17 protein-coding genes are annotated in these 25724 nt (G+C 53.5%); 1 reads left to right on the top strand and 16 read right to left on the bottom strand.

Features of this window, described 5'->3' with window-relative positions:
• Window positions 1-96 precede the first annotated feature (96 nt).
• From OH31_RS00920 to OH31_RS00845, 16 genes are all read right to left on the bottom strand, one after another.
• Complete coding sequence (locus OH31_RS00920) at window positions 97-2862, bottom strand: nitrate reductase (RefSeq protein ID WP_024929256.1); 2766 nt, start codon at window positions 2860-2862, stop codon at window positions 97-99.
• A 22-nt stretch (window positions 2863-2884) separates the two neighbouring features.
• Complete coding sequence (nirD, locus tag OH31_RS00915) at window positions 2885-3196, bottom strand: nitrite reductase small subunit NirD (RefSeq protein ID WP_036298458.1); 312 nt, start codon at window positions 3194-3196, stop codon at window positions 2885-2887.
• A gap of 46 nt (window positions 3197-3242) precedes the next feature.
• Entirely contained in the window at window positions 3243-4931 is a 1689-nt protein-coding gene (locus OH31_RS00910) for a bifunctional protein-serine/threonine kinase/phosphatase (protein ID WP_024929254.1), read from the bottom strand.
• A 32-nt stretch (window positions 4932-4963) separates the two neighbouring features.
• Window positions 4964-6175, bottom strand: coding sequence for a NarK/NasA family nitrate transporter (locus OH31_RS00905; RefSeq protein ID WP_024929253.1), 1212 nt, complete (start codon window positions 6173-6175; stop codon window positions 4964-4966).
• A gap of 49 nt (window positions 6176-6224) precedes the next feature.
• A complete protein-coding gene (gene nirB / locus OH31_RS00900) occupies window positions 6225-8651 on the bottom strand; it encodes a nitrite reductase large subunit NirB (RefSeq protein WP_024929252.1) in 2427 nt (808 codons plus the stop codon).
• 20 nt (window positions 8652-8671) lie between these two features.
• Entirely contained in the window at window positions 8672-9457 is a 786-nt protein-coding gene (gene cobA, locus OH31_RS00895) for a uroporphyrinogen-III C-methyltransferase (protein ID WP_019882911.1), read from the bottom strand.
• 18 nt (window positions 9458-9475) lie between these two features.
• Window positions 9476-10945, bottom strand: a complete 1470-nt coding sequence (locus tag OH31_RS00890) for an alginate export family protein (protein WP_024929251.1) — start codon at window positions 10943-10945, stop codon at window positions 9476-9478.
• An 87-nt stretch (window positions 10946-11032) separates the two neighbouring features.
• Window positions 11033-11842: an ABC transporter ATP-binding protein gene (locus OH31_RS00885; RefSeq protein WP_019882909.1), complete on the bottom strand. Its 810-nt coding sequence runs from the start codon at window positions 11840-11842 to the stop codon at window positions 11033-11035.
• Between the two features lie 23 nt (window positions 11843-11865).
• Window positions 11866-12786 (bottom strand): nitrate ABC transporter permease, encoded by a 921-nt coding sequence (ntrB, locus tag OH31_RS00880; RefSeq protein ID WP_019882908.1) that lies wholly within the window; start codon window positions 12784-12786, stop codon window positions 11866-11868.
• A gap of 19 nt (window positions 12787-12805) precedes the next feature.
• A complete protein-coding gene (locus OH31_RS00875) occupies window positions 12806-14116 on the bottom strand; it encodes a CmpA/NrtA family ABC transporter substrate-binding protein (protein WP_024929250.1) in 1311 nt (436 codons plus the stop codon).
• 348 nt (window positions 14117-14464) lie between these two features.
• Complete coding sequence (locus tag OH31_RS00870; RefSeq protein WP_024929249.1) at window positions 14465-15733, bottom strand: nitrate regulatory protein; 1269 nt, start codon at window positions 15731-15733, stop codon at window positions 14465-14467.
• Between the two features lie 87 nt (window positions 15734-15820).
• Window positions 15821-17317: an efflux transporter outer membrane subunit gene (locus OH31_RS00865; protein ID WP_024929248.1), complete on the bottom strand. Its 1497-nt coding sequence runs from the start codon at window positions 17315-17317 to the stop codon at window positions 15821-15823.
• A complete protein-coding gene (locus OH31_RS00860) occupies window positions 17310-20450 on the bottom strand; it encodes an efflux RND transporter permease subunit (RefSeq protein WP_024929247.1) in 3141 nt (1046 codons plus the stop codon). The genes OH31_RS00865 and OH31_RS00860 overlap by 8 nt, the downstream gene beginning before the upstream one ends.
• A gap of 18 nt (window positions 20451-20468) precedes the next feature.
• Window positions 20469-21701 carry an efflux RND transporter periplasmic adaptor subunit gene (locus tag OH31_RS00855; protein ID WP_024929246.1) on the bottom strand — a complete coding sequence of 411 codons (1233 nt, stop codon included), beginning with the start codon at window positions 21699-21701 and terminating at the stop codon, window positions 20469-20471.
• A gap of 175 nt (window positions 21702-21876) precedes the next feature.
• On the bottom strand, window positions 21877-23574 hold the full coding sequence (ybaL, locus tag OH31_RS00850; RefSeq protein WP_024929245.1) for a YbaL family putative K(+) efflux transporter: 1698 nt from the start codon (window positions 23572-23574) through the stop codon (window positions 21877-21879).
• Between the two features lie 196 nt (window positions 23575-23770).
• A complete protein-coding gene (locus tag OH31_RS00845) occupies window positions 23771-24382 on the bottom strand; it encodes a TetR family transcriptional regulator (RefSeq protein ID WP_024929244.1) in 612 nt (203 codons plus the stop codon).
• A gap of 128 nt (window positions 24383-24510) precedes the next feature.
• Here OH31_RS00845 and OH31_RS00840 point away from each other — a divergent pair, with 128 nt between their 5' ends.
• Window positions 24511-25674, top strand: a complete 1164-nt coding sequence (locus OH31_RS00840) for an efflux RND transporter periplasmic adaptor subunit (protein ID WP_036298454.1) — start codon at window positions 24511-24513, stop codon at window positions 25672-25674.
• The last annotated feature ends 50 nt before the right edge of the window (window positions 25675-25724 follow it).

The following is a 25724-nucleotide window of genomic DNA, read 5'->3' as shown; positions in this document are numbered from 1 at the left end:
TGCACGATAATGATGCATATCAGGGGGATTGCACCAGAATCGATCTCAAGGGGCGATCTAGATCAATTTCGACTGTGTGATGACATCGTTTCCTTATCAGGCGTGTACTTTGCCATGCAATTTAACCAGGCGTTTAAGCTCCGGCACGCATGAACCACAACTGGTCCCGCATTTGAGTTTATTCTGCAAGGTGGGCAGATCTGCACCCATTTCCAGCGTTTCCATGATTTCGTTTTCCGATACATCCAGGCAGTTGCAGATGATTTTGCCGCGGCTATGCTGGCCGGCAGGCGGTGCACTGAGTGGCGCCAGGGCCCAGCGTCGCAGTTCGTCTGTCAGGGTGCCCTGGCTCATGACTTCACGCAGCCAATCCGCGGCCAGTGTTTCCCCAATCAGTCGCACGCCAGTGACCTGGTTATGCTGCACTAATATATGTTTGCTAATGCCACGTTTGGCATCGTTATAAGTCAGCATGGGCGCATCTTCTGCCATATCCAGCAGGGTGTCCAGTTGGGCAATCAGTGCCGCGTCTGGCGCGGCATGGTGTGAGGCGCGCAACATGACCATACCGGCATCGCGGCCATATAGACCGCAACTGGCGTAGTCAAACGACTTCAGCAGCTTGCGTACTTTGCTGATGAGCTGCGCATCGTCGCAATTGCGCATCACCACCATTTGCCAGGGCAGGTCCAGCTTCTCAATTTTGACTGCAGTGTGCTTGAGCTCTGGCTGCTTGGAAAATTTATCAACAGCGGGCGGCATCAACGCATTGACGCCCAGACCGTGCATAAACTGGCTGCTCCAGTGCATGGGCATAAAAATCTGCGCCGGTTGCACTTCGTCAGAAGCCTGCACACGTACCACCAGGCTGCCACGCTTGTTGCTGACTTTAACGATATCGCCATGCTTGAATGCGCGGCGCTGCATATCGTCTGCATGCATCCAGATCACAGGCTGCTCTTCATGGTTAAACAGTTGCGGCACGATGCCGGTGCGGCTCATGCCATGCCACTGGTCACGCAGGCGGCCAGTCAACAGATGGAAAGGATGGCGCGCATCCGGCTTGTCTGCGGTGCCTTTGTAGACGGCACTCATAAAATGCGCCTTACCGTCAGGTTTCTGGAATACGCCGTCGGTATATAAACGCGCTTCGCCCTGGGTGGCGCCAGATTTAAACGGCCATTGTTGCGGACCTTGCGTTTCCAGGATGCTGTAGCTCAGGCCGGTAATGTCGAGGTCACGGCCACGTGTGCTTTCACGGTGCTCGTTAAAAATGGTTTCGGTATCCGGGTAGTTAAACAGCGCCTGGGTTTTGCCTAGCTTTTGCTCTAGACGCTGGGCAAAGTCGACCACAGCTTCCCAGTCATGCCGCGCTTCGCCCGGTTTGGGTGCAGCAGGGCGCACACGCGTAATGCGGCGCTCGGAGTTGGTCACGGTGCCTTCTTTTTCACCCCAGGTGGTGGCAGGTAAAAACACATCGGCGTACTGGTTGCTGTCGGTGTTGTTAAATGCATCTTGCAATACCACCAGCTCGGCGTTTTGCAGTGCAGCCAGCACATTATTCAAATCTGGCATGGAGTGGGCCGGGTTGGTGCAGGCAATCCAGATTGCTTTGATTTCACCATTTTTCACCGCGTCGAACATCTCTACGGCAGTTTTGCCCGGGGTCGCTGGCACCTCAGGCACGCCCCATAAACGGGCAACTTCTGCACGATGTTCGGCATTGCCCAGATCACGGTGACCAGACAATAAATTAGCCATGCCGCCCACTTCGCGGCCACCCATGGCATTGGGCTGGCCGGTAAGTGAGAACGGGCCAGCGCCTGGTTTGCCGATCTGGCCAGTGGCCAGGTGCAGGTTAATCAGGGCGGCATTTTTTTCTGTACCGTGGATGGACTGGTTGAGCCCCATGCAGTACATGGACAGGGTAGGGCCAGCGCCAAACCATTTGGCGGCCTGGATAATATCTTTTTCGCTGATGCCGCAAATATCTGCCACCATTTTTGGCGTGTATTCGCGTACGGTTTCCTTCAGCGCTTCAAAACCTTCGGTATGGTCGCGGATATATTGCATATCCAGCAAGCCTTCCCACAGCATGACATGCAGCAGGCCGTTGAATAATGCAACGTCGGTGCCGGGCAAAATCGCCAGGTGCAAGTCTGCCAGTTGGGCAGTATCGGTGCGGCGTGGGTCCACCACGACAATTTTCATGTCCGGGTTATTCGCCTTGGCATCTTCAATGCGGCGGAACACAATCGGGTGCGCAAACGCCGTGTTGGAGCCAGCAATAAACAGGCACTGTGTATGGTCGATATCTTCATAACAGGCTGGTGGCGCATCGGCGCCCAGCGTGACTTTGTAACCGGCGACGGCTGAACTCATACACAGGCGCGAGTTGGTATCGACGTTGTTAGTGCCTATCAGGCCTTTGGCCAGCTTGTTGAACACATAATAATCTTCGGTGAGTAACTGGCCGGAGATATAAAACGCCACCGCATCCGGGCCGTGCGTTTGTATGATGTCAGCAAAGCGGTCGACCACGTGATCAAGTGCGCTATCCCAGCTTACTTTTTCTCTGGCGTCATCGCGAGACAAACGCATTTCCGGATACAAGGCACGTGCATCCAGTTTGGTCGTCAGGTGTAGCGTGGAGCCTTTGGTACACAAGCGGCCAAAGTTGGCCGGATGCTCGGGGTCGCCTTTGACGTCGACAATCTGTTTGCCTTCCGTGGTAATAATGACGCCACAACCCACCCCGCAATAGCAGCAAGTGCTGCGTGTTTCACGCCGTTGCGGATAAAACTGTACTGGCTCCGCGGTCAACGTGCTGTGTGTGTTCTGGAGTTGTTGCTGTTGCGTCATAAATTGCCTGTGCTACTAAAAACTACTTACTCAATTGCAGATAGACGTCGCCGTCTTCTACTTTCACTGCATAGCAGGCGGTGTGGCCGACATCAGGCTCTTCTGCCTTGCCATCGACCAGGCTGATTTTCCAGCTATGTAATGGGCAGGCGACTTTGTCACCATAGACGATGCCTTGCGACAACGGGCCGCCCTTGTGTGGGCAGCTGTTATTCAGCGCAAACACGCGGTCATCTTCAGTGCGGAACACACCAATATCCACTTCGCCATGGCGCACAACGCGTGCACCCAGGGCAGGAATGTCGTTAACCGGGCAAATTTTTGTCCAACTCATTATTTCCTCTTTTCCAATTGGAGTCTGGTTTTCACAGCGCAAAAGCTTAAGAGACCAGTAACAAATAAATCAATAACAGGTTAATACACAGTGAAATCACGGCCAGCCATTGCCATTTGACCAGGCGTGCACGGGCGATCAGCGGCGTGCGCGGGATGACAATCGGTTTCAGTTCGCCATGTTCCAGCGCCAGTAGCATTTCTTCCGCCGTCTCAAAGCGGTCAGCCGGTTTTCTGGCAATAGCCTTGAGAATAATGTTTTCCAGCCAGGCCGGGATCTCCGGGCGGTAGCGGCTAGGGCGGATAGGCTCGCCAAAACGTGGTGACTGGAATGGCTCGATCTCGCCATAAGGATATTTGCGGGTCAGCAAGTGATACAACGTGACACCAGCGGCATAAATATCTGCCTGGCGGTCAGCGACTTTGCCATCAAACAGTTCAGGCGACATAAAACTTGGTGTGCCGGGATTCTCCATTTGCTCGGGCATTGGTAACGTGCTGCTCAGTGCCACCCCCAGGTCGAGGATGCGCAGGCGCTTGTCACTACCAATATGAATATTGGCTGGTTTGATATCGCGGTGCACGATATTCAAACGGTGCAGCATGCTCAGGCCGCGTAATAAATCCTGGCCGATATTGGCAACGCCATTCATGGTGAAGTGGTGCCCGGCCTCAAGGCGTTGCTGCAGTGTCGCGCCTTCATGCCAGGTCATGACGTAATACAGCGCACTGCGTTGTTCGCGTGTCAGTGGCAGGATTTGCGGCACGCATTGTGATACTACGCGTTTGGCCAGCCATTCTTCGTTGAGCAGGGCTTCACAGCTGGTTTTATCGTCTGCCCTGGCTGGTTGCAGTGTTTTTAGCACAAACAGTTGGCCTGCCGCATTTTTGACCTGGTACAGCAGGCTGACGCGCGAATCATGGATGATTTGCGTGATGGTAAAGCCATTCAGCTGGTCGCCAATCGCCAACTTGCGCGGCACGGGCAGGCTCAGGGCATCGGCCAGCATATCGGTCAGGTGATCCTGGCCGACCTGGTCAATGCGCACCACCACGGCAGAAGCATTGTCCTGCCCGCCTTGTTCCAGCGCCTGGCTGGTCAGGTGTTCTGCCATCAGTTGTGGTGTGTGATACAGCATCAACACTTTGTGTATATCGGCATCGCCGAGGGCGGCCCACACGCCATCACTGACAATGGCATAGACATCACCGGTTTGCAGCAAGCCTTCGGCGTAATCGACGCTGAGCTGATCATCCAGCCCCACTGCACGCTTGAGCACGTGGCGCATGTCTGGTCTGTCCCAGACATGGTCAGTGGTCAGGCATTGCAGCGATTGCTCTCGCAAGCGGTAGATACGTGTATCACCGACATGCGCCAGCACATAGCGTTGCCCGCGCAATACCAGTAACGATAAGGTCGTTGCCATGCCTGCCATCTGGCTATGCTTGCGCGCCTGTGACAGCACCCAGCGATTGGCGGCCTGAATCACCTTGTCCAGTGCATGCTGTATGGTCCAGGTGTCAGGCGTGGCATAGTAGTCAGCCGACAGTGTGCGCACCGTCATTTCAGCCGCTTCAGCGCCACCGGCGCCACCACTGATGCCATCCGCCACGGCCAGCAAGGCGCCTTTGATCCCCAGTTGGGCGTCGGCAGGGGTGACCAGGCCAATATAGTCCTCATTACGAGGTCTGGGCCCGGTGACACTGCTTTCGCCTACACTGAAGTTCAATTTCATCTTGGTATCCGTGGATGGTTGCGCAAATACGTTTAAATTTTTGCACTGGTGACGGTGGCGGCACCCCAGGTCGTACGCCAGCGGTTTTTCACGCTAGAGAGTCCAACCAGTGCCACAATCGCCAGGCCTGCAAAAATGGTCAGGCCAATCTGGTAGCTGCCAGTGATCTGTTTAGAATACCCCAGGCTGGACGCCAGGTAAAAACCACCCACCCCGCCAGCCATGCCAACCAGACCAGTCATCACGCCGATTTCCTTACGGAAACGCTGTGGCACCAGTTGAAACACGGCGCCGTTGCCCATGCCCAGGGATGCCATGGCCAACACCACTGCCGCCAGGCCAGCCGCTTGTGTTTGCATGCCAAAGCTTAAAATGAACAGGAAAATGGCAGCCAACACATACATGGTGCTCAAGGAACGGATGCCACCGATACGGTCAGCCAGCAAACCGCCGAATGGGCGTACCAGCGAACCAGCAAACACACAAGCCGCAGTAAAGTAACCGGCGTGCACAGGGTCCAGGCCATACTGGTCATGGAAGTAAATGGTCAGTGAAGAAGCCATACCAACAAAACCGCCAAAGGTCACGCTGTAGAAAAACATAAACCACCAGGCATCTTTGTCTTTTAACACCGCCAGGTATTGTGACAATGACTTGGCCGCAGGCGCATCTGGTGCATCTTTAGCAAACACGGAATACACGACCAGCGCGAGCAGTAGTGGAATCAGTGCCAGGCCAAATACATTGCTCCAGCCAAATGCCACGGCGAGGCCAGGCGCAAATAAAGCGGCCAAAGCCGTGCCTGAGTTACCGGCACCGGCAATGCCCAGGGCCGTGCCCTGGTGCTCTGGCGGATACCAGCGTGAGGCCAATGGCAAGGCCACGGCAAAGGCGGCCCCGGCAAAGCCGAGGAACATGCCTAGCAGCAAGGCTTGCTGATAAGTGTGAATGCCATGCAACCAGGCGGTGAGCAGGGCCGCGATCACAATCACCTGGCCAATCAGGCCAGCTTTTTTCGGCTTGAGCTGATCAACTAATACGCCCATGACGATGCGCAGGATAGCGCCGGTGAGTACTGGTGTGGCCACCATCAGGCCTTTTTGTGCCGGGTTTAACTGCAGGTCAGCAGCGATTTGCACCGCCAATGGCCCCAGCATGACCCAGACCATAAAGCTCAGGTCAAAATAAAAGAAGGCTGAAAATAATGTCGGTTTATGGCCGACTTCCCAAAAGCTTTTTTGCATGTTGTTTCTCCCGGGCGTGTGTTAACGATTGTCGCACGCCACATATTAATTAAACAGTAATCGTATCGAATTCTTTGTGTTCATCACGCTTGTTGACGCGCTCTGCCCACGGGTCGACGGACCCTTGTAATGCATACAGCAAGCGCTCGTAGGCAGCAGTGCGGCCTTCGGCATCTTCCAGGATGCGTTTTTTGACATAGTCGAGGCCGACGCGCTCAATCCAGTGCACGGTACGATCCAGATAACGCGCTTCTTCGCGGTAGATCTGGATAAACGCTCCCGAGTACTCAATGACCTCTTCGGCAGTTTTGACCTTGCACAAGAAATGCGCCACTTCGGTTTTAATGCCGCCGTTACCGCCGACATAAATTTCCCAGCCGGAGTCGACGCCAATGACGCCGACATCCTTGATACCTGATTCGGCGCAGTTACGCGGACAACCAGACACGGCGAATTTCACCTTGTGCGGCGCCCACATATGGTCAAAGGCTTTTTCGATATCAATGCCGAGCTGGGTAGAGTTTTGCGTACCAAACCGGCAGAACTCGGAACCGACGCAGGTTTTCACCGTGCGGATAGACTTGCCATAAGCGTAACCGGATGGCATATCCAGATCGGCCCACATATTGGTCAGGTCTTCTTTTTTCACGCCGAGCAAGTCAATACGCTGGCCGCCGGTGACCTTCACCATCGGCACCTTGTACTTGTCAGCGACATCGGCAATTTTGCGTAACTGGTCTGATGACGTCACGCCGCCATACATACGCGGAATCACCGAGTAAGTGCCATCTTTCTGGATATTGGCGTGTACGCGCTCATTGATGAAACGAGATTGCGGATCATCCTTGGCTTCATGCGGCCAGGTGGAAATCAGGTAGTAGTTCATTGCCGGACGGCAAGTCGCACAACCGTTAGGGGTTTTCCAGCCCATGCCTTTCATGGCACTCGGGATGCTCAGGTATTTATGTTTGCGGATTTCATCACGCACTTCTTCGTGGTTAAAGTCAGTACATCCGCATACCGCTTTGCTTGTAGAAGGCGGCGCATAGCCACCGCCCAGCGTAGAAGCCAGAATCTGTTCGACCAGACCGGTACAACTACCGCAGCTGGAACCGGCTTTGGTTTGTTTCTTCACATCGTCTATGGTGAACAGGCCTTTTTCCTGGATCGCCTTGACGATGGTGCCTTTGCAGACACCGTTGCAACCACACACTTCCATTTCGTTGGTCATGGTGGAGACTTTGTCCTGACCCTGGTGGCCGGTATTGCCCAGACTGTCCTGCCCGAACATGAGGTGATCACGAATTTCGTGTATCGGCTTCCTGTCGCGCAGCAGCTGGAAATACCAGGCCCCATCCGTCGTATCGCCATACAGCACGGCACCGATGATTGTGTCATCTTTGATCACGAGTTTTTTGTAAACCCCGCCGACCGCGTCGTGCAGCAAAATTTCTTCGGCATCGTCACTGCCCATGAAATCACCGGCCGAAAACAAATCAATGCCGGTCACTTTCAGTTTTGTCGAAGTGACCGAGCCTTTGTATAGACCGATGCCGAAGTTGGCCAAATGTGTGGCGCACACTTTGGCCATTTCAAATAAAGGCGCCACCAGGCCGTAGGCAATGCCACGGTGGCTCACACATTCACCCACTGCATAGACGCGTGGGTCATAGGTTTGCATGGTGTCATTAACGACAATACCGCGGTTGCAATGGATACCTGCCGATTCCGCCAGGGCATAGTTGGGGCGGATACCTACCGCCATCACCACCAAATCAGCCGGGATTTCCTGGCCGTCTGTAAAGCGTACCGCAACGACGCGGCCATCTTTGCCTATCAGTTGCTCAGTATTTTTTTGCAGTAAAAAGTTGAGGCCGCGCGCTTCTAGCGATTTTTGCAGCATCTTGCCGGAAACTTTGTCCAGCTGACGTTCGAGCAACCACTCGTTTTTATGTACCACGGTGACGTCCATGCCTTGCACTTTCAGGCCGTTCGCTGCTTCCAGTCCCAGCAAGCCACCACCGATCACCACGGCATGCTTGTGCGTCTTGGCCGCGGCAATCATATCATTGGTGTCTTTGATATCGCGGTAGCCCAGCACACCGTCGAGATCCGCGCCAGGAATCGGCAAAATGAATGGCTTGGAGCCTGTCGCCAGCAATAAACGGTCATAGGCCACCGTGGTGCCATTGTCGGCAGTGACCGTACGCGCTTTACGGTCAATCTTGTTGATACGGGCGCTGGTGTGCAAAGCAATATCATTTTCCGCATACCACTCGCGTGTATTCAGGATAATGTCATCAATGGTCTGCTCATTGGCCAGCACCGGCGACAGCATGATGCGGTTATAGTTAGGGTAGGGCTCATCGCCAAACACCGTAATGTCATACATGTCTGGCGCAATTTTGAGCAGTTCTTCCACTGCCCGCATGCCGGCCATGCCGTTACCAACGACCACCAGTTTCTGTTTTATCATCAACATCGCTCCTTTTATAGTTATGCTGCATTGGCTACGCTGAGCCAGGTTTGCACGTTTTCTTGCCAGTCTTGTTCTTGCTGGCTGTTTCTTGCTAATTTCACTACTTCGCCGACGACAATAATCGCCGGGCTTTTCAGGCCTTCGGTATGGGCCAGGTAGGGAATGGCCTGTAATGACGAAGTCACTGCCCGTTGGTGATGACGGGTGCCGTTCTCTACCACCATGCAAGGCATATCGGCGGACATGCCGGCATTGATTAAGCCACGGGTGATTTCAGGCAAGTGCTGCATGCCCATATAAATCACCAGTGTGGTATTGGTTTCTACCAGCGCTTGCCAGGGCAGCGGTTCGCCGTCCTGGGTATGGCCGGTGATCAGGGTCACGCCGTGGTTGAAACCACGGTGCGTCACCGGTACTTCCATGCTGGCACAAGCGCCCAGGCCACTGGTCATGCCTGGGATAATTTCGTAAGGAATATTCGCTGCACGCAATGCCAGCATTTCTTCGCCGCCACGCCCAAACACAAACGGGTCGCCGCCTTTCAGGCGAACGACCACTTGTCCTTGCTCGGCCAGGGCGACCAGCATGCGGTTAATAAAGTGCTGCGGTGTAGACTTGCAGCCGCCGCGTTTGCCTACTGGCACGATGCGTGCCTGCGGGCAATGCGCGAGCAGGGCCGGATTGACCAGGTCATCGACCAGCACCACCTCAGCTTGCTGCAAAGCCTTGACGGCTTTGAGCGTAATGAGGTCTGGGTCGCCGGGTCCGGCGCCGACTAAATAAACTTTTGCGGCTGAAGTCATAGGCAATTCCTTATAGAGTTAAAACGTATACATGGCAGTCAGCCATAATTTTTCGGTGTCGCGAACACGGCCACGGTTACCCGCGACGCTATCTGGGACGTTGGCGGTGAGGGCATAACGGTCACCTTCAGTAAAACGGCCGTACTCCAGTTTGGTCATCCAGTTTTTATCCACATTCCAGGTCACGGCAGCATTCCACTCTTTACCGTAACGCGAACCTTTGCTGCTGGTGCCACCACCGACAGTATGGAAGTCTTCATCTGAATCAATCAGGTGATAGTCGGCAAAGAACAAGAAATCGCCATAGCGGTAAGTCGCGGTAACAAAGGTATCTTTAATGCCTTCAAGCGGTGTTGCCAAGAATTTGTCTACCCAGCCCTGAAACAGGTGGTTGGTGCCCAATGGCGTCTGGAAGGCATACTTGCCGTTATTGCTGGACAGCAGCTCCTGATCAAGTCGCATATTGAAGTTATCGATACCAAAGCCGCCACCCAGTTTGTAGTAGTGCGCATCAATACGGGTGTCGCCATTGCTGTAGTCGGATTGTTTGGCGTATTCGGCAGTGTAGTGCGCACGGTAGTTAGGTGTGAACGGATGGGTGCCGTCCAGACGTACGCCAATAATTTTGTTGCCTTGATCGGCTGTCTGGTTAGCTGCGCCACCTTTGCCTGCAGCAATCGCTGCGCCTGTGGTGCCGTTACCGAACCAGGCACGGCCCATGCCTAAATCCTGGAAACCATCCAGATAAGCATAGCCGACCAGAAACTCAGTGGGTGAAATACGGTAACGTGCATTCACGATATCCAGTGCGCCATCTGAACGGTGCTTGGCTGTGATTTGCTCCAGGCTTTCAAAGTGGGCAACAAAAATTTCGGTATCAGGAATGGTTTTGTTGAACACCGATACGCCATCAAACACTTGCATGACCTGGCGGAAAGCAATGTCACCAATAAAACGCACGTTATCCAAGTTCACTTGCTGGCGGCCCGCACGTACGCGGGTGTTTTTAATGCCGGTCCATTCGACAAATAACTGGTTGAGGCCGGTGTAGTCAGGGTCCACTACCTTTGCGTATTCGATATTACGAGCCTGGTTGGAAACACTATTTGTCAGCGTGCTGTTGGTGCTATCGTTAAAGTTATCAGCCAATTTGGATACATTGATCAACTGGGCAGCAAAGCTAAAGTTATGGTAGGGCGCAGTTTGCCAGCCAATCAGGCTGCGCAAGGTCAGGGCATTAGCATCTTTTAGTTCTTTCGTTGCGGTTGGGTTAGCCGTGCCATTCGGCAAGGTTGGCGGTTGCAAGCCATCCTGGTCTACATTCTCATAACGCAGTCTAAAGCTGGTCATATTTTTGCCGGTTTTAATGGCATCCATAAAAGTGTATTCAGGGATGATCTCTTCTTCAGCCATCGCCTGCATGCTAAAAGCCGCCAGCAATAGCGCGACTGAAACTTGACGTAAGCGTGGGTGTGAGTTAGCGTTCATGTGTTGCTCCTTTTTCTATGTGGGGTAACCATACTTCGATGAGGTATGCAGTGCTGGCGGGTGACCGCCCGTCAGCACTACTTATATCTATGCTGCCTTTTTAGCGTGGCGCTCATACAAAAACTTCAATACTTCGCTGCGCAGATGCGTATACGCCGGGTCTTCTACCAGCTCCAGACGTTTACGCGGACGAGGCAAATCGACGTCCAGGATTTCGCCTATGGTCGCTGCCGGGCCGTTGGTCATCATGACGATGCGGTCTGACAGCAACACGGCTTCGTCTACATCGTGCGTGACCATCACGGCAGTGCAACCGGAACGCGCCATAATGCCCATCAGCTCATCTTGCAAACCAGCACGGGTGAGGGCGTCCAGCGCGCCGAATGGCTCGTCCAGCAGTAATACCTTAGGCTCCATGGCCAGTGCGCGCGCAATACCGACGCGTTGCTTCATGCCACCGGAAATTTCGTTCGGGCGTTTTTCAATGGCGTGGCTTAAACCCACCAGCTCCAGTGCTGCGCGGGTGCGCTCTGCCAGTTGTGCCGGACCTTCTTTATCGCCAAATACGCGTTCTACAGCCAGGTAGACATTCTCAAAACAGGTCAGCCATGGCAGCAGAGAGTGGTTTTGAAACACCACGGCACGCTCAGGGCCAGGCTTGGAGATTTCACGGCCGGCACAAAACAGGTAGCCTTCACTGGGTTGCAGCAACCCGGCAATCAGGTTGAGTACCGTAGACTTGCCACAGCCAGAGTGGCCGATGATGGAAATAAACTCGCCTTCACGGATATTCAGGTTGATATCTTTCAGCGCCTGAAAACTGCCTTTTTTGGTGTGAAACGTCATGTTGACGTTTTCAATCAGGACATAACGGTCTTGCATTACATTGGTCGTCATAATAAGAATCCTTTTCCTGCGGGTTATTCGTAGCTGTAGCGTTTTGCCACCAGCACCAGCAACTGTTCGAGTAACAAACCGACAATGCCGACAATAAAAATGGCGATGATGATGTGCTCTACATTGAGGTTGTTCCACTCATCCCACACCCAGAAGCCGATGCCCATGCCGCCAGTCAACATTTCTGCCGCCACAATCACCAGCCAGGCTGCGCCAATCGACAGGCGGACACCGGTCATCATGTAAGGCATGACATAAGGCAGCAGAATTTTGGTCACGACTTTCCATTCGGACAGGTTGAGCACTTTGGCCACATTCATATAGTCTTGCGGCACTTTGCTCACGCCGACGGCGGTGTTGATAATCATTGGCCACACGGCGGTGATGAAGATCACCCAGATCGCAGCCGGGTTGGCCGCCTTGAATACCAGCAGGCCAATGGGCAGCCAGGCCAGCGGTGACACCGGTTTGAGCAGGCTGATAATCGGTGCTGCCATTCTGGACATAAAGGCATAGCGGCCAATCACAAAGCCCATCGGGATACCGACAATCGCTGCCAGGCCAAAACCCGTCGCCACACGTTGCAGTGAGCTCAGAATGTTCCAGCCTATGCCCATGTCATTTGGGTTGTTGATATAAAACGGGTCGCTGAACAGCTCGACAGCCGATTGCCAGGTCTTGACCGGGCCTGGCAAGCCTTGTGTCAGGGCAGCTACCGTGGCCCAGATGGCGGCGAATACCATCAAGCCAATCACAGGCGGCAACAGCCATTCAAATCCTCGTTTAGCCGTTGCCACCCATGCCCCGCGCTTGGGCGCGGTGGCTTTTGCCGCTGTGGTTGAGAGAGGGGTAACCACAGCAACAACTGGTTGCGCAGGTGCTGTGGTGACAGCTTCCTCGCTTTTTTGCATGATGTTTTCTTTCTTCAAGCTGACGACATTCATGGTGATTCTCCTTTAAAGATTAGGCTTTCACCTTGAAGCTGCTGGCATAGGCTTTCGGGTCCTTGCCATCCCAGACCACGCCATCGATCAGCTTGCTGCTACGCATGGCATCTGGCACCGCAATGCCCAGTGATTTGGCTGCTTCGGTATAAATGTCGATACGGTTGACCTTTTTCGCGATACCCAGGTAGTCAGGGTCAGACTTCAACAAGCCCCAGCGTTTGTGCTGTGTGAGGAACCACATGCCATCAGACAGGTAAGGGAAGTTGACCTTGCCGTCATTGAAGAACTTCATGTAGTTCGGGTCTTCCCATTTTTTGCCGATACCATTGTCGTAGTGGCCGAGGAAGCGACCTTCAATGACTTCCTCAGGCGCGTTGACGTAGGCTTTGCCCGCGATTAGTTTGGCCACTTCTTGGCGGTTTTTAGTCGCATCGATATAGCGGCAAGCTTCCAGAATCGCTTTGGTCAGTGCCAGTGCGGTATTTGGATTTTTAGCCACAAACTCAGCGGTGGTGCCCAGTACTTTTTCCGGATGATCGGTCCAGATATCTTGCGAAGTGGCAACAGAGAAGCCTACCTTGTCGTAAATGGCACGTGCGTTCCATGGTTCACCTACACAGTAGCCATCCATATTGCCGATGCGCATATTGGCCACCATTTGTGGCGGTGGTACCACAATGGTTTTTACGTCCTGCATCGGGTTGATGCCGTAACTGGCCAGCCAGTAGTACAACCACATGGCGTGGGTGCCGGTCGGGAAAGTCTGGGCAAAGGTAAAGTCGCGGTTTTCATTATCCAGCAGGCGTTTCAGTGTCGCGCCGCTGGTCACGCCTTTTTCTTTGAGTTGGTTGGATAGTGTGATGCCCTGACCATTGTTGTTCAGCGCCATCAGAATATTCATGTCTTTTTGCTGGCCACCAATGCCTAGTTGCACACCGTAAATCAGGCCATACAGTACATGGGCAGCATGCAGCTCACCATTGGCTAGCTTGTCACGTACGCCTGCCCACGAAGCTTCTTTAGAAGGCACGATTTTGATACCGTATTTTTTATCGAAGCCCATTTGTGAGGCGACAATAATCGGCGCACAGTCCGTCAGCGGGATAAAGCCCACTTTCACCTCAGTGATTTCAGGGGCATCTGAGCCTGCTGCCCAAGCCTGGCTGCGAATCGCAGAGGGCACCATGTTCATCATGGCAGCCGCGCCAAATGCACCTGCCAAGGTGTTCATGAAAAAGTGACGGCGCTGCTGGTCTACTTGCTCGGTGGTGGATACTTCGGTGACCGTTGAAGTGGGTGTCACATTATTTTTGTCAGAACTGCTCATTGCTGCTCCTTAATCATCAATCAATTGGGAAAGTTAAAAAACAAAAAGGCGTCCTGAACGCAGACTGTTTTTTGTCTACACTCAGGACGCCTTTGTCCTTTTACTGCACAAGTCATTCGACTTGTTTACTGCCCAGCCACGCTACATCCCAGGCTGGTATCACACGAGATTTTCAACCGCCGTTAGCTGAAGCCTCAAGCCAAATTAGCAATTGCCGTGCCAGCTGAAGCGTTATTTTTAAGTGATTGTTCTATATTGGTTTTTTTGGATGGTTGCATTTTTATGCAACCTTTTCAGCGCGGTGCTGTCCGCACCATACGTGTGCGGATGCACCAATTTGACGGGCGTTTAGCCCGGTTGTGCGTGATGCGCCAGAATGTTTTCAGCGACATCAATAATCTTGCGGTTTTGCTCCATGGCAATGCTGCGCATGGTTTTATACGCTTCCATTTCATTCAGCCCGCGCGTGCTCATTAACAGGCCTTTGGCACGTTCGATCAGCTTGCGTTCGGCGAGCGCCTTTTTGGTATCAGACAACTCACTTTCCATCTCGGCAATTTGCCGCGACTGCTGTTGCAGCAGTGTAATCATGGAGGCCATCGGATACGCCTGCGACGTATCATGCGTCTGAAAATTCAAGGCATTCTCAACTGGAATTGCCAGGTTGAAAAAGGTGCTGTTGAGCGCAGCGGCTGGTGTTGCCTGAATGGCATCCAAATATTGCCGGGTTTGCTCAAAGTCGCTCTTGGCTTTGCTAGCCAGCCCGGCCAACAACTCATGCATGGTTTGGATGAGCTGACATTGAATCTGCCACATAGCGCTTAAACGCTGGCTGCACAATTCAAACCAGACATCTGCGCTACTGGGGTTGAGCGTCTGCTGGTCTTTGGCTGCGCTCAGTTTGGTGCGGTATTTTTGATGTTGCTGGTGCCAGCTGGTTGCCTGCAGCGCCAGCCATGACTGGCGTACCTCTTCACTGCCAAACTGGCAGAATAAATCAAAATGGCGGTCTTGCTGGGCGATGAGTTCAAACAGCTTTTGCTGATGCGGTAGTTGCAGGCTGCCTGAACCAAACATATAGGCACCCACTGCACGCTCTTGCCCGGCAAATTCCTTGCCCTGGATCAGGTTGTAAAGCGTCAGCAAACAGGTGGAAATCTTGCTATTGACCGAGCTGTCGGTGATCTCAAAGATCAGTGCAATCAGGCTGCCGATCAAGCGGCTAAAAGATTCAATACAGTCCGCAAAGCTGATCTTTTGCAAAGTGATCTGATGCCGCAAAGAAGTCAGTTGGTCCAGGCCTAGCAAGATCCACGAGGTCAGTGTCAATTGTTTGGCATCTGCCAGCGCGTTTCTATGCAAGTGCTGTTGCAGCGCCTCTCTAAAACTGGCTTCCATGGCCTGGTTTTGCGTAATAATGTCAGCGCGCTCAGGTGCAAAGCGTCGCCCATTGGAGGCAATATAGAGGCAGCTAGCACCACGTTCGGCCTGGATCAGGTGGATCAACTGGCCAATTTTTTCGACAAATGCGATACAGCTATCGAGTCGCTCCAGCTCCTCGATATGTCTGATTTTGGCCAAGGTAATGGTTTGGGCAGGGGATATTTCTGTGTTCATCACTAGGCACCAAGCAAGAAGTGTGCGCGACTTGGTGGTTATCTTTATCTTTAATGTTTAAAACGATGATGTTCATGCATGCACTCACTAATGCCAGCCGCCGCCCATGACCTTATACAAGGTCAGCTGGCTAGCGGCGTCACTTAATTGCAACGTGACCAGCGATTGCTCTGCAGTATAAAGCGTGCGTTGTGCATCCAGTACCACCAGGTAATTGTCGACCCCATTTTTAAAGCGGGCATCAGCCAGTTGGAATGCCGCATTCGCAGCAGCGGTGAGTGACTGCTGGGCGTCCAGTTGTGCTTGCAAACCTTCACGCTGCACCAACACGTCTGCCACTTCGCGGAACGCAGTTTGCACGGTTTTTTCGTATTGTGCGAGCAGAATATCGCGGTTTTTCTCTGCGGAGGTCAAATTGGCACGGTTACGCCCCGCGTTAAACAGCGGTACGCTGATTTGCGGCACAAAGGTCCAGATGCCGGAATTTTTGGCAAACAGGCCGGATAATTCGGTACTGGCTGAACCTACCGTGGTGGTCAGGCTGATGGTGGGGAAGAAAGCCGCGCGTAATGCGCCGATATTGGCATTGGCGCCTTCCAGCAAGTGTTCTGCTGCACGGACATCCGGCCGTTGCTGTAAGGTTTGCGAGCTGACTCCGGCAGGTAAGGCTGTGGTCGCGACCACGCTGGACAAGTTGCCTGCTGGCAACCACTGATCAGGCACCATGCTGCCCGCTAGCAGGTTGAGGGAGTTGATGTCCTGCTTGATTTGCATATTGTAGGTGGCCACTGCCACGCGTGCACTGTCGACACTGGTTTGCAGCTGCTTTAAGGTCAGTGCATTGGCAACGCCCAGTTCAAACATTTTCTGGTTGATATCGTAAGTGGCTTGCTGGCTTTGCTGGGTTTGCTCGGCAATCGCGAGTCGCTTTTTGTCTGCCGCCAGGGTTAGCCAGGCGGTCGCCACTTCGGCAATCAGGCTGATCTGTGTGCTGTGGCGATTATCTTCATTGGCATAAAACGTTTGCAAGGCCTGCTGGTTCAGGTTGCGTATGCGGCCGAACAGATCCAGCTCATATGCACTAAAGCCTACGGTTGCACGGTAAATATGCGAGATATTGCCACTGCTATTGCTGCTGCCCGCAGTGCCAGTGGTCGCCCCTGAGGTATTGCCTGCAGTATTGTTGGCAGCACTGGCCATGCCTTTGGAGGCGGTTTCAGTGACGCTCGCGGCGATGGTTGGAAACAGGTCGGCACGTTGCACCTGGTAGAGGGCGCGTGACCGTTCTATGGTCAGCGCAGCCACCTGCAGGTCGCGGTTATTTTTTAAGGCGAGGTCAACCACCTGGCGCAGCTTTTCATCACTGATAAAGGATTGCCACGGCAGATCAGTAAAGGCTTTGGGATCGCTTTCTACCGTGCCTAGCGTTGCCGGAACCGGTGAGGCTGGCCGTGTATAAAACGGCGCCAGGTCAATACAACTGCTCAGGCCAAGTGACAGCGTCATTAGGGCCAGTAATTTGATTGGTAATTTTGCAGTGCCAAGTAATGTCTGTGTGCTTGGTTTCATCATAAGGTTATCCATGTGCGATGGCATCTGGATCAGGCTGGTAAGGGAACAGCGAACGTATCAGCACATAAAACAGCGGCACAAAAAAGATGCCGAGGAAGGTGGCCATCAACATGCCGCCGAGTACGCCGGTGCCAATCGCCTGGCGGCTTACCGCACCTGCACCTTCACTGAAAGCCAGTGGCAGCACACCAAAGACAAAGGCGAGCGAGGTCATGAGGATGGGCCGCAAGCGCAGTTTTACGGCCTCCAGGGTGGCAGTCAGTAAAGGCTGGCCACGCTCTTGCAGATGCTTGGCGAACTCTACAATCAGAATGGCGTTTTTCGCTGACAGGCCGATGGTCGTCAACAGGCCGACCTGGAAGTAAACGTCGGCCGTCATGCCACGCAAACTGGTTGCCAGCACAGCGCCCAGAATCCCCAGAGGCACGACCATAATGACGGAGAAAGGCACCGCCCAGCTTTCATATAACGCGGCCAGGCACAAAAACACAAACACCACAGACACCGCATACAAAAGGGGCGCCTGTGAGCCTGACAGTCTTTCCTGGTAGGACTGCGCACTCCACTCATAGCCGATGCCTGCCGGTAGTTGCTTGATAATGCCTTCAGCAATACGCATGGCTTCGCCGGTGCTGGTGCCTTTGGCTGCTTCGCCGACGATTTCCACGGAAGAAATACCGTTATAGCGTTCGAGCAAGGGCGAGCCCGATACCCAACGGGTATTGGAAAAGGCAGAGAACGGCACCATGTCGTTGGTGCTATTGCGTACATACCAGCGATCAATGTCTTCAGGCTGCATGCGGTAAGGCGCATCCCCCTGCAAATAGACTTTTTTGACGCGGCCCTTGTTAATAAAATCGTTGACATAGGTGCCGCCCATGGCGATAGACAGTGTGGAGTTGATATTGGCGGTGGTCAGATTATAAATGCCGGTTTTCTGGTCATCAATATTGAGCCTGAACATTGGCGTATCATCCAGGCCACTTGGCCGTACCCGGTTCAGTTTGGGATTGTCTGCGGCCAGTTGCACAAATTGGTTTCTGGCCTCCATCAGTGCCTGGTGCCCGAGGCCGCCGACATCCTTGAGCTCGAGTGTAAAGCCGGAGCCCTGGCCCAGGCCGCGTACGGGCGCTGGCTGGTTCACAAACAGCTTGGCATCACGGATCTTGGACAAGGCTTTGGTCATCTTATCTGCGAGTGACGCGGCGTCCTGGCCTTCGCCACGCAGTGACCAGTCTTTGAGGCGGATAAAGGCACGGCCGGTGTTTTGGCTGCCGCCACCGCCCTGGCCGAGGCCGGCAATAGTTAAATATTCATCAATGACTGCTTCCTGACCATCCAGGTAATGCTCGATTTGTCGCAGTACACGCTGCATCCTGCTATCGGTGGCACCGACCGGCAATTGAATCTGCGCCATCAGGATGCCCTGGTCTTCTGTCGGCAGGAAGGAGCTGGGTAAGCGCAGGAACAGGAAAGCCAGCAAGGCCAGAATGCCGGCATACAGCACCATGGTGAATAGCTTCTGGCGCAGGATTTTCTCGACGATGGCCTGGTAGCCATTGGCAAATGCTTCAAACGCCGGGTTGAACCAGCGGAAAAACCAGCCAAACAGGCCACCTGTTGCCGCATGGCCATGGTTTGATGGTGTGAGCATGGTCGCACACAGGGCTGGGGTCAATGTCAGCGCGACCAGCACAGATAACAACATGGCAGAGACAATGGTGATAGAGAACTGGCGGTAAATCACGCCGGTGGCGCCACCAAAAAAGGCCATGGGAATAAACACGGCGGATAGCACCAGTGAAATACCGACCAGTGCGCTGGTAATTTCGCCCATGGATTTACGCGTGGCTTCTTTCGGGCTCAGGCCTTCTTCACGCATCACACGTTCGACGTTTTCCACCACCACAATGGCATCATCAACCAGCAGGCCAATCGCCAGTACCAGGCCAAACATGGTCAGTGTGTTAATCGAAAAGCCAAACGCGGCGAGCACGCCAAAGGTGCCGAGCAGCACCACCGGCACCGCAATCGCCGGAATCAGCGTCGCACGTAGGTTCTGCAAAAACACATACATAATGATCACGACCAGCAGGATGGCCTCTACCAGCGACTTGACGACTTCCTTGATGGAAATACGCACAAATGGCGTGGTGTCATAAGGGATATGGATGCTGAGTTTCAGTTCAGGCGGAAAATACGGCTCCAGTGCAGCGAGTTTGTCTTTTACGGCCTGCGCGGTGGCCAGTGCATTGGCACCGGACGCGAGCTTGACCCCAAAGGCTGCTGAGGTCTTACCGTTGAGGTTGGCGACCGGTGTGTAGCTCTCGGCGCCTAATTCAACGCGGGCCACATCCGACAAATGCACGACATAACCATCTGCGCCGGATTTAACGATAATCTGGTTGAATTGCTCTACGGTTTGCAGTTTGCTGCGGGCGGTAATTGGCGCATTCAGGCCTTGGCCCTTTACCGAAGGCAGGGCGCCTAACTGGCCAGAGGAGACTTCGGTATTCTGCGCTTGTACGGCCGCTGAAATATCGGAAGGGATCAGGTTGTATTTTTGCAGCCGGGCCGGATCCAGCCAGATGCGCATGGCATAGCCTGCGCTCAGGGTCTGTACATCGCCCACACCATCGAGTCGGCTGATCTGGTCAATCAGGTTGCTCGAAATGTAATCACCGATATCAATGGCGCGCACTGTAGGGCTGTCAGACATGAGTGAAATCATCATCAGGAAGTCGATGCCGGTTTTGGCGACGGTCACGCCCTGGCTTTGTACAATCTGCGGCAGCCTGGGCATGGCCTGCTGCAGTTTATTCTGCACCTGCATTTGTGCCACATCGGGGTTGGTGCCGGCATCAAAGGTGAGGCTGATATTGGCCGTGCCTGACGACGTACTGCTGGCAGACATATAGGTCAGGTTATCAATGCCCTTCATGTATTGCTCAATCACCTGCGTCACCGAGTTTTCAATGGTGTCGGCCGCAGCGCCGGTATAGGTAGCGTTGATAGAGACGCGTGGTGGCGCAATATCCGGGTATTGCTCCAGCGGCAGCCACTCAATCGCGCCTATGCCAGCCAGCATGATGACAATTGCAATCACCCAGGCAAAGATAGGGCGTTGGATAAAAAAAGACGCCATAGTTAAATTCTCTTCTGGTTAGCGGGCAGGGTTCACGGTAGACGGTTTTGTTGCCGCAGCTGGTGTTGCTGCATCTGGATGACTGGTCGCCACAAAGGGCACCGCCTTCACTTCGCTGCCTACGCTGATACCTTGTAGCCCATCCATAATCACGCGGTCACCCGCTTGCAGGCCTTGTGTGACACGCCAGTTGTCACCTTGTGCGCCACTGGTTTCCAGGGTTTGCTGAATCACTTTTTGCGTATTGTCCACCAGTAGCACCGTTGGCTCACCACGTGTATTTCTGGTCACAGCACGTTGCGGCACCAGAATAGCTGCCTTTTCTTCGGCGACATCAATCAGGGCATGCACATACATGCCGGGCAGCAAAATGCCTTCCGGGTTAGGCACCACCGCACGCAGTGTAACCGCCCCTGAAGTGGTATTGACACTAATGCCGTTGAATTTGAGTTTTCCGGCGTGGGCGTATGTGGAGCCATCTTCGAGTACGACACGGACAGGGATTTCTTTTTGCGATGTGCTGCTCAGTTTGCCGCTGGCAATATCACGTTTGAGTTTGAGCAAGTCACTGCTTGACTGAATCACATCGACATAAATCGGGTCCAGTTGCTGTACGGTGGTGAGTGCGGTGTCCTGGCTCGCCGTGACCAGCGCGCCAGGGGTGACGGTAGAAGTAGATACAAAACCAGTGATTGGCGAGACCACGCGTGTGAAATCCAGGTTGATTTTTGCGGTGGACAGCGCTGCCCTGGCGGCAGCCACATCGGCTTCACCTTGTTGCAAGGCGGCTTGCGCGTCATCGTTATCCTGCCTGCTGACGGCATTGATTTTGACCAGTTCTTTATAACGATCCGCTTTGAGTTTGAGCGTGGTCAGCGAGGCTTCTGTTTTTTGTAGCGCGGCGGCCGCACTTTGGGCACTGGCCTGGTAAGGCGCAGGCTCAATTTGATAAAGTAGTTGGCCTGCTTTGACCAGTGCGCCTTCGGTAAACGCGCGCTGGCGGATAATGCCGCCAACTTGTGGGCGGACTTCCGAAATCATAAACGGATTGGTGCGCCCTGGCAGGTCGGCCACAATCGGCTGGCTGGCCGGTTGTACGGTGATTACGCCGACTTCAGGCGTTTTTTTGGGCGGTTTGTTATCCGGTTTGCCGGATGAGCAGGCGGCCAGCATCAGACTGGCAAAGCCCAGCAGCCATACACCGGATTTAGCGTAAAGGCCAGATTTACGGTCAAGGGGAGTGGTGTTCATAGGTACCAATATTGATATCGTTATTCTTGTCTGACAAGATTGTACTGCGTTTGATTGGGCGTGAATGTAACGATACGTATCGACAGCCTATACAATTGACATCATAGCGTTAGGTGAGTCAGTCGTGTAAAAAATAAGGGCTGCCAAAGCAGCCCTTATTGCCGTTTTGAGGCTGTTAGAGCACGTGCCGTTCAAAACGCTGTAACACATGGGCAGACATGCCTTTTGCCAGTTCTTCCTCGCCAAAAAACACCGCTTGGCCCAGGTCTTTTTGCAGGCGCTGGTATTCATCTTCGTGGTGAGTACGAATCACCACTTCTATGTCCGGCTTGAGCTGTTTGGCAATGTCGACTATTTTACGGATATCCATGGCGTCCGGTGTGGCAATAATCAGCATGGCCGCATTGGCGATGTGTGCCTGTATCAATACCATGGGGTCAGCAGCATTGCCTGACACGGCGGGCTGGCCTTGCTTGCGCAGTTTTTCCACCAGTTCGCGATTTTGCTCGGCCACCACAAATGGAATCGCAGAGTCTGTCAGCGATTGTGCAATGCGCTTGCCAACACGGCCATAGCCGACCAATACCACCTGGCCTTCAAGAAACTTGCGTTCCGTGGACATCGGCAACTCACTGTAGGGATCCATGCGCAAAGACAGGCGTCGCGCCACATCTGATTTATTGACCACCCAGTTTGCCAAGGGTTTGATCGAGGCAAATACCAGCGGATTCAAGGCAATTGAAATCAGTGCGCCCGCCAACACCAGGCTCATGCCATCTGCTGACAATAGGTTGAGCGACACGCCAAGCCCGGCCAGGATAAATGAGAACTCGCCAATTTGCCCCAGGCTGGCGGCGACGGTGAGTGCTGTATTCAATGGATAGCGCAGCGCCAGTACGATCGCAACCGCTGCCAGTGATTTGCCCAAGATAATAATAGCGACCACAGAGAGGACCTGTACCGGTTGCTTGATCAGGATACTAGGGTCAAACAGCATGCCGACGGCGACAAAAAACAGCACGGCAAATGCATCGCGGAAAGGCAGGGAATCTTCCGCCGCACGATGGCTATATTCTGATTCGCGCATGATCATCCCGGCAAAAAAGGCGCCTAGTGCAAACGACACATGAAACAGGGATGAGGCGAAAAAGGCCACGCCAATCGCTACGGCAATCACGGTGAGGGTAAACAGTTCGCGCGAGCCGGTGCCAGCCACATACCACAGCAGCCAGGGTAATACGCGTTTGCCTATCACCAGCATTACCACTACAAAACCGGTGATTTCAAGCAAGGTAACGCCTATGGTCTCCCAAATGGCACTGGCGTTGGTGGCTTCGCCCTGGCCACCCAAAACGCCAGCCAGGGCTGGCATCAGCACCAGCACCAGTACGGTCACCATGTCTTCTACTACCAGCCAGCCGACAGCAATTTTGCCGTTCATGCTTTCCAGGATGCGCCTGGACTCCAGCGCTTTCAGTAATACCACGGTACTGGCGCAAGACAGCGACAGGCCAAAGACCAACCCATGGCCCATGCTCCAGCCCCAGGTGTGTGCTACCAGCATGCCGAGCAGGGTGGCCAGCGTCATTTGCGCCAGTGCGCCGGGCAGGGCAATGCGTTTGACCGACATTAAATCTTGCACTGAAAAGTGCAGGCCAACGCCGAACATCAGCAGCATGACGCCGATTTCAGACAGTTGTGAGGCGATTTCTATGTCCGCCACAAAGCCGGGTGTGGCCGGGCCGATGATAATGCCAGCAAACAGATAACCAATCAGCGCTGGCAATTTGAGTTTTTCAGCGATCAGGCCAAACACCAGCGCCAGCGCAAATGCGGCAGCAATGGTGGTAATAAGAGACAGGTTATGATCCATAGCAATATTTTTTCTTAAGTTATTTTTATAGGGGTGTGTATCGGGGTGATGCGTTTAAAAATGAACGTGCGTGGTCATACTGACCTTGTTCAGACAAAAAAGTTGAACAATTTTATTGTCATCAATGTATCCGGCCCTTATCTTGCCGGAAGGCGGGCGTGCTCGTCAATGCTAGCAGAATAGCTTGACGTTTAAATTACGGCTGGAAAAGTGGCATAGACAGCCGTTGCAGTCCATATTCACAGAGTTGTTCCGCACGTTGCCAGCGTTGTGATTCACTGAGGCTGCCAAAATAAATAATGCTGAACACACCCTCAATAATGGACTGGCAATACAGGCTGATCAGGTCGAAATCGACTTCGGCAGAGAGTTCTGTTTGCGCAATCGCCTGTTTGAGCAGGCAATCTATTTGTGTAATGCGCTTTTTCTCCCAGGCAAAACGTAATTGCAATAATTCAGGCGAATCATCAATGCCGATATACAAAAAAAATAATACGCGCTGAATCGAGCTGGGTTCAATATAGCTGCGGATTTCCTGCAAGCAGTATTGTTTGAGGTTGCTTAAGGCACTGAGGGTGGGTTGGCTTTGAAACGGCGAGGCTTGTTGAATCACGCGTTCTGCCATGGCGGTGGCCACTTCCAGTTTGCCTTTGTAATGGCCGTAGACCGCACCACGTGACAGCGTGGCTGCTTCGGCAATATCTGCCATGGTGGTCAGGGTAAAGCCTTTGCGGTAAAACACGTGTTCAGCCGCATCCAGAATCTGGTCGCGGGTTTTTTGCGCATCTTCTTTGGTTTTTCTGGCCATGATCTCTAGGCTTATCATTCCTCAAACAATGGCGAGGATTATACCAAAAAATAATTAATCAGTCATGATTGATTAATTATTAAAGGACGGATAGAATATTGACGTCTATATAGTAAGAAGGCATGTTCATGTCCCGTTTTTCTCTCAGCACGGCCTCTGTTGCCACATTCTTGTTATTGCAACTCTCCGCTTGTAGCAAACCGCAGGAAGCCGCTCAGGCAGCGGCTGGCGCACCTGAGGTCGAAGTGGTGACCGTGCAAACCGCCGAAATCCCCGCTGAGGTTGAATTACCTGGCCGTGTAGAGGCCTATCGCATTGCAGAAGTGCGTGCGCGCGTTTCCGGTATTGTCTCTAAACGGCTGTATCAGGAAGGGCAAACAGTGAAGGCGGGCACACCGTTATTTGCCCTGAATCCGGAGCAATTGCAGGCCAGTAAATTGGAAGCAGATGCTGAACTGGCCAGAACCGAAGCCAATCTGGTGAATGCCAATGACAAATTGCAGCGCTACCAGGCCCTGGTGGGTGACCAGTCAGTGAGTCAGCGCGACTACCGCGCGGCACAGGCTGAGGCGCAACTGGCCAAAGCCGAAGTGGCTGCCGCACAAGCTAAACTCAACCGCGCCAAACTGGATGTGGCTTATGCCAATGTGACGGCGCCGATTGATGGCGTGGCGCGCCGCGCGCTGGTGACAGAAGGTGCGCTGGTGGGTAAAGACGAGGCCACGCACATGACGACGGTGGAGCAAATCAACCCAGTGTATGTCAATTTCGCGCAGTCTTCTTCTGAGGTGTTCGCGCTGCGTAAAGCCTTGCGCGACGGCCAGTTAAAAGGCAGCAATGGTCAGTTGCAGATTGCCCTGATGTTGCCGGATGGTTCAACTTATCCTAGTGCAGGCAAACTGTCATTTTCTGATGTGTCTGTGAACCAGACGACAGATTCTGTCGTGATGCGCGCCATTTTCGATAACCCGCAACAGGAACTAATGCCAGGCGCCTATGTGCGCCTAAAAATCCGCCAGGCGACCAATCCACATGCCATCCTGATTCCGCGCGATGCGCTGATCCGTGACCAGTTCTCCAGCCGGGTATGGGTGGTCAATACCAAACAGGAGCTGGAGTCACGCGAAGTACAAACCGGCGCTGTGATCGATAAACAGTGGGTGATTGAGCACGGCCTGCAAGCAGGCGAGCAGGTGGTGGTCACCAATGCTGCCACGCAAACGGCGGGCGCAAAAGTGACGCCCAAGCAGGTAAGCGCCACAGACAAAATCACCCAAGCCGTCGCACCTTAAAATTAAGAGCCTTAAAGTCAGGCAGCATAAAAAAGCATAAAGAAGAAAGT

It is taken from the genome of Methylophilus sp. OH31, from assembly GCF_000576615.1.
GTDB lineage: Bacteria > Pseudomonadota > Gammaproteobacteria > Burkholderiales > Methylophilaceae > Methylophilus.
This window is presented reverse-complemented; position numbering and strand designations above follow the sequence as displayed.

Excerpts from the sequence above, each read along its gene's own strand:
- OH31_RS00920 (WP_024929256.1), bottom strand. The coding sequence starts at position 2,862 with ATGACGCAACAGCAACAACTCCAGAACACACACAGCACGTTGACCGCG.
- nirD (WP_036298458.1), bottom strand. The coding sequence starts at position 3,196 with ATGAGTTGGACAAAAATTTGCCCGGTTAACGACATTCCTGCCCTGGGT.
- OH31_RS00910 (WP_024929254.1), bottom strand. The coding sequence starts at position 4,931 with ATGAAATTGAACTTCAGTGTAGGCGAAAGCAGTGTCACCGGGCCCAGA.
- OH31_RS00905 (WP_024929253.1), bottom strand. The coding sequence starts at position 6,175 with ATGCAAAAAAGCTTTTGGGAAGTCGGCCATAAACCGACATTATTTTCA.
- nirB (WP_024929252.1), bottom strand. The coding sequence starts at position 8,651 with ATGATAAAACAGAAACTGGTGGTCGTTGGTAACGGCATGGCCGGCATG.
- cobA (WP_019882911.1), bottom strand. The coding sequence starts at position 9,457 with ATGACTTCAGCCGCAAAAGTTTATTTAGTCGGCGCCGGACCCGGCGAC.
- OH31_RS00890 (WP_024929251.1), bottom strand. The coding sequence starts at position 10,945 with ATGAACGCTAACTCACACCCACGCTTACGTCAAGTTTCAGTCGCGCTA.
- OH31_RS00885 (WP_019882909.1), bottom strand. The coding sequence starts at position 11,842 with ATGACGACCAATGTAATGCAAGACCGTTATGTCCTGATTGAAAACGTC.
- ntrB (WP_019882908.1), bottom strand. The coding sequence starts at position 12,786 with ATGAATGTCGTCAGCTTGAAGAAAGAAAACATCATGCAAAAAAGCGAG.
- OH31_RS00875 (WP_024929250.1), bottom strand. The coding sequence starts at position 14,116 with ATGAGCAGTTCTGACAAAAATAATGTGACACCCACTTCAACGGTCACC.
- OH31_RS00870 (WP_024929249.1), bottom strand. The coding sequence starts at position 15,733 with ATGAACACAGAAATATCCCCTGCCCAAACCATTACCTTGGCCAAAATC.
- OH31_RS00865 (WP_024929248.1), bottom strand. The coding sequence starts at position 17,317 with ATGGATAACCTTATGATGAAACCAAGCACACAGACATTACTTGGCACT.
- OH31_RS00860 (WP_024929247.1), bottom strand. The coding sequence starts at position 20,450 with ATGGCGTCTTTTTTTATCCAACGCCCTATCTTTGCCTGGGTGATTGCA.
- OH31_RS00855 (WP_024929246.1), bottom strand. The coding sequence starts at position 21,701 with ATGAACACCACTCCCCTTGACCGTAAATCTGGCCTTTACGCTAAATCC.
- ybaL (WP_024929245.1), bottom strand. The coding sequence starts at position 23,574 with ATGGATCATAACCTGTCTCTTATTACCACCATTGCTGCCGCATTTGCG.
- OH31_RS00845 (WP_024929244.1), bottom strand. The coding sequence starts at position 24,382 with ATGGCCAGAAAAACCAAAGAAGATGCGCAAAAAACCCGCGACCAGATT.
- OH31_RS00840 (WP_036298454.1), top strand. The coding sequence starts at position 24,511 with ATGTCCCGTTTTTCTCTCAGCACGGCCTCTGTTGCCACATTCTTGTTA.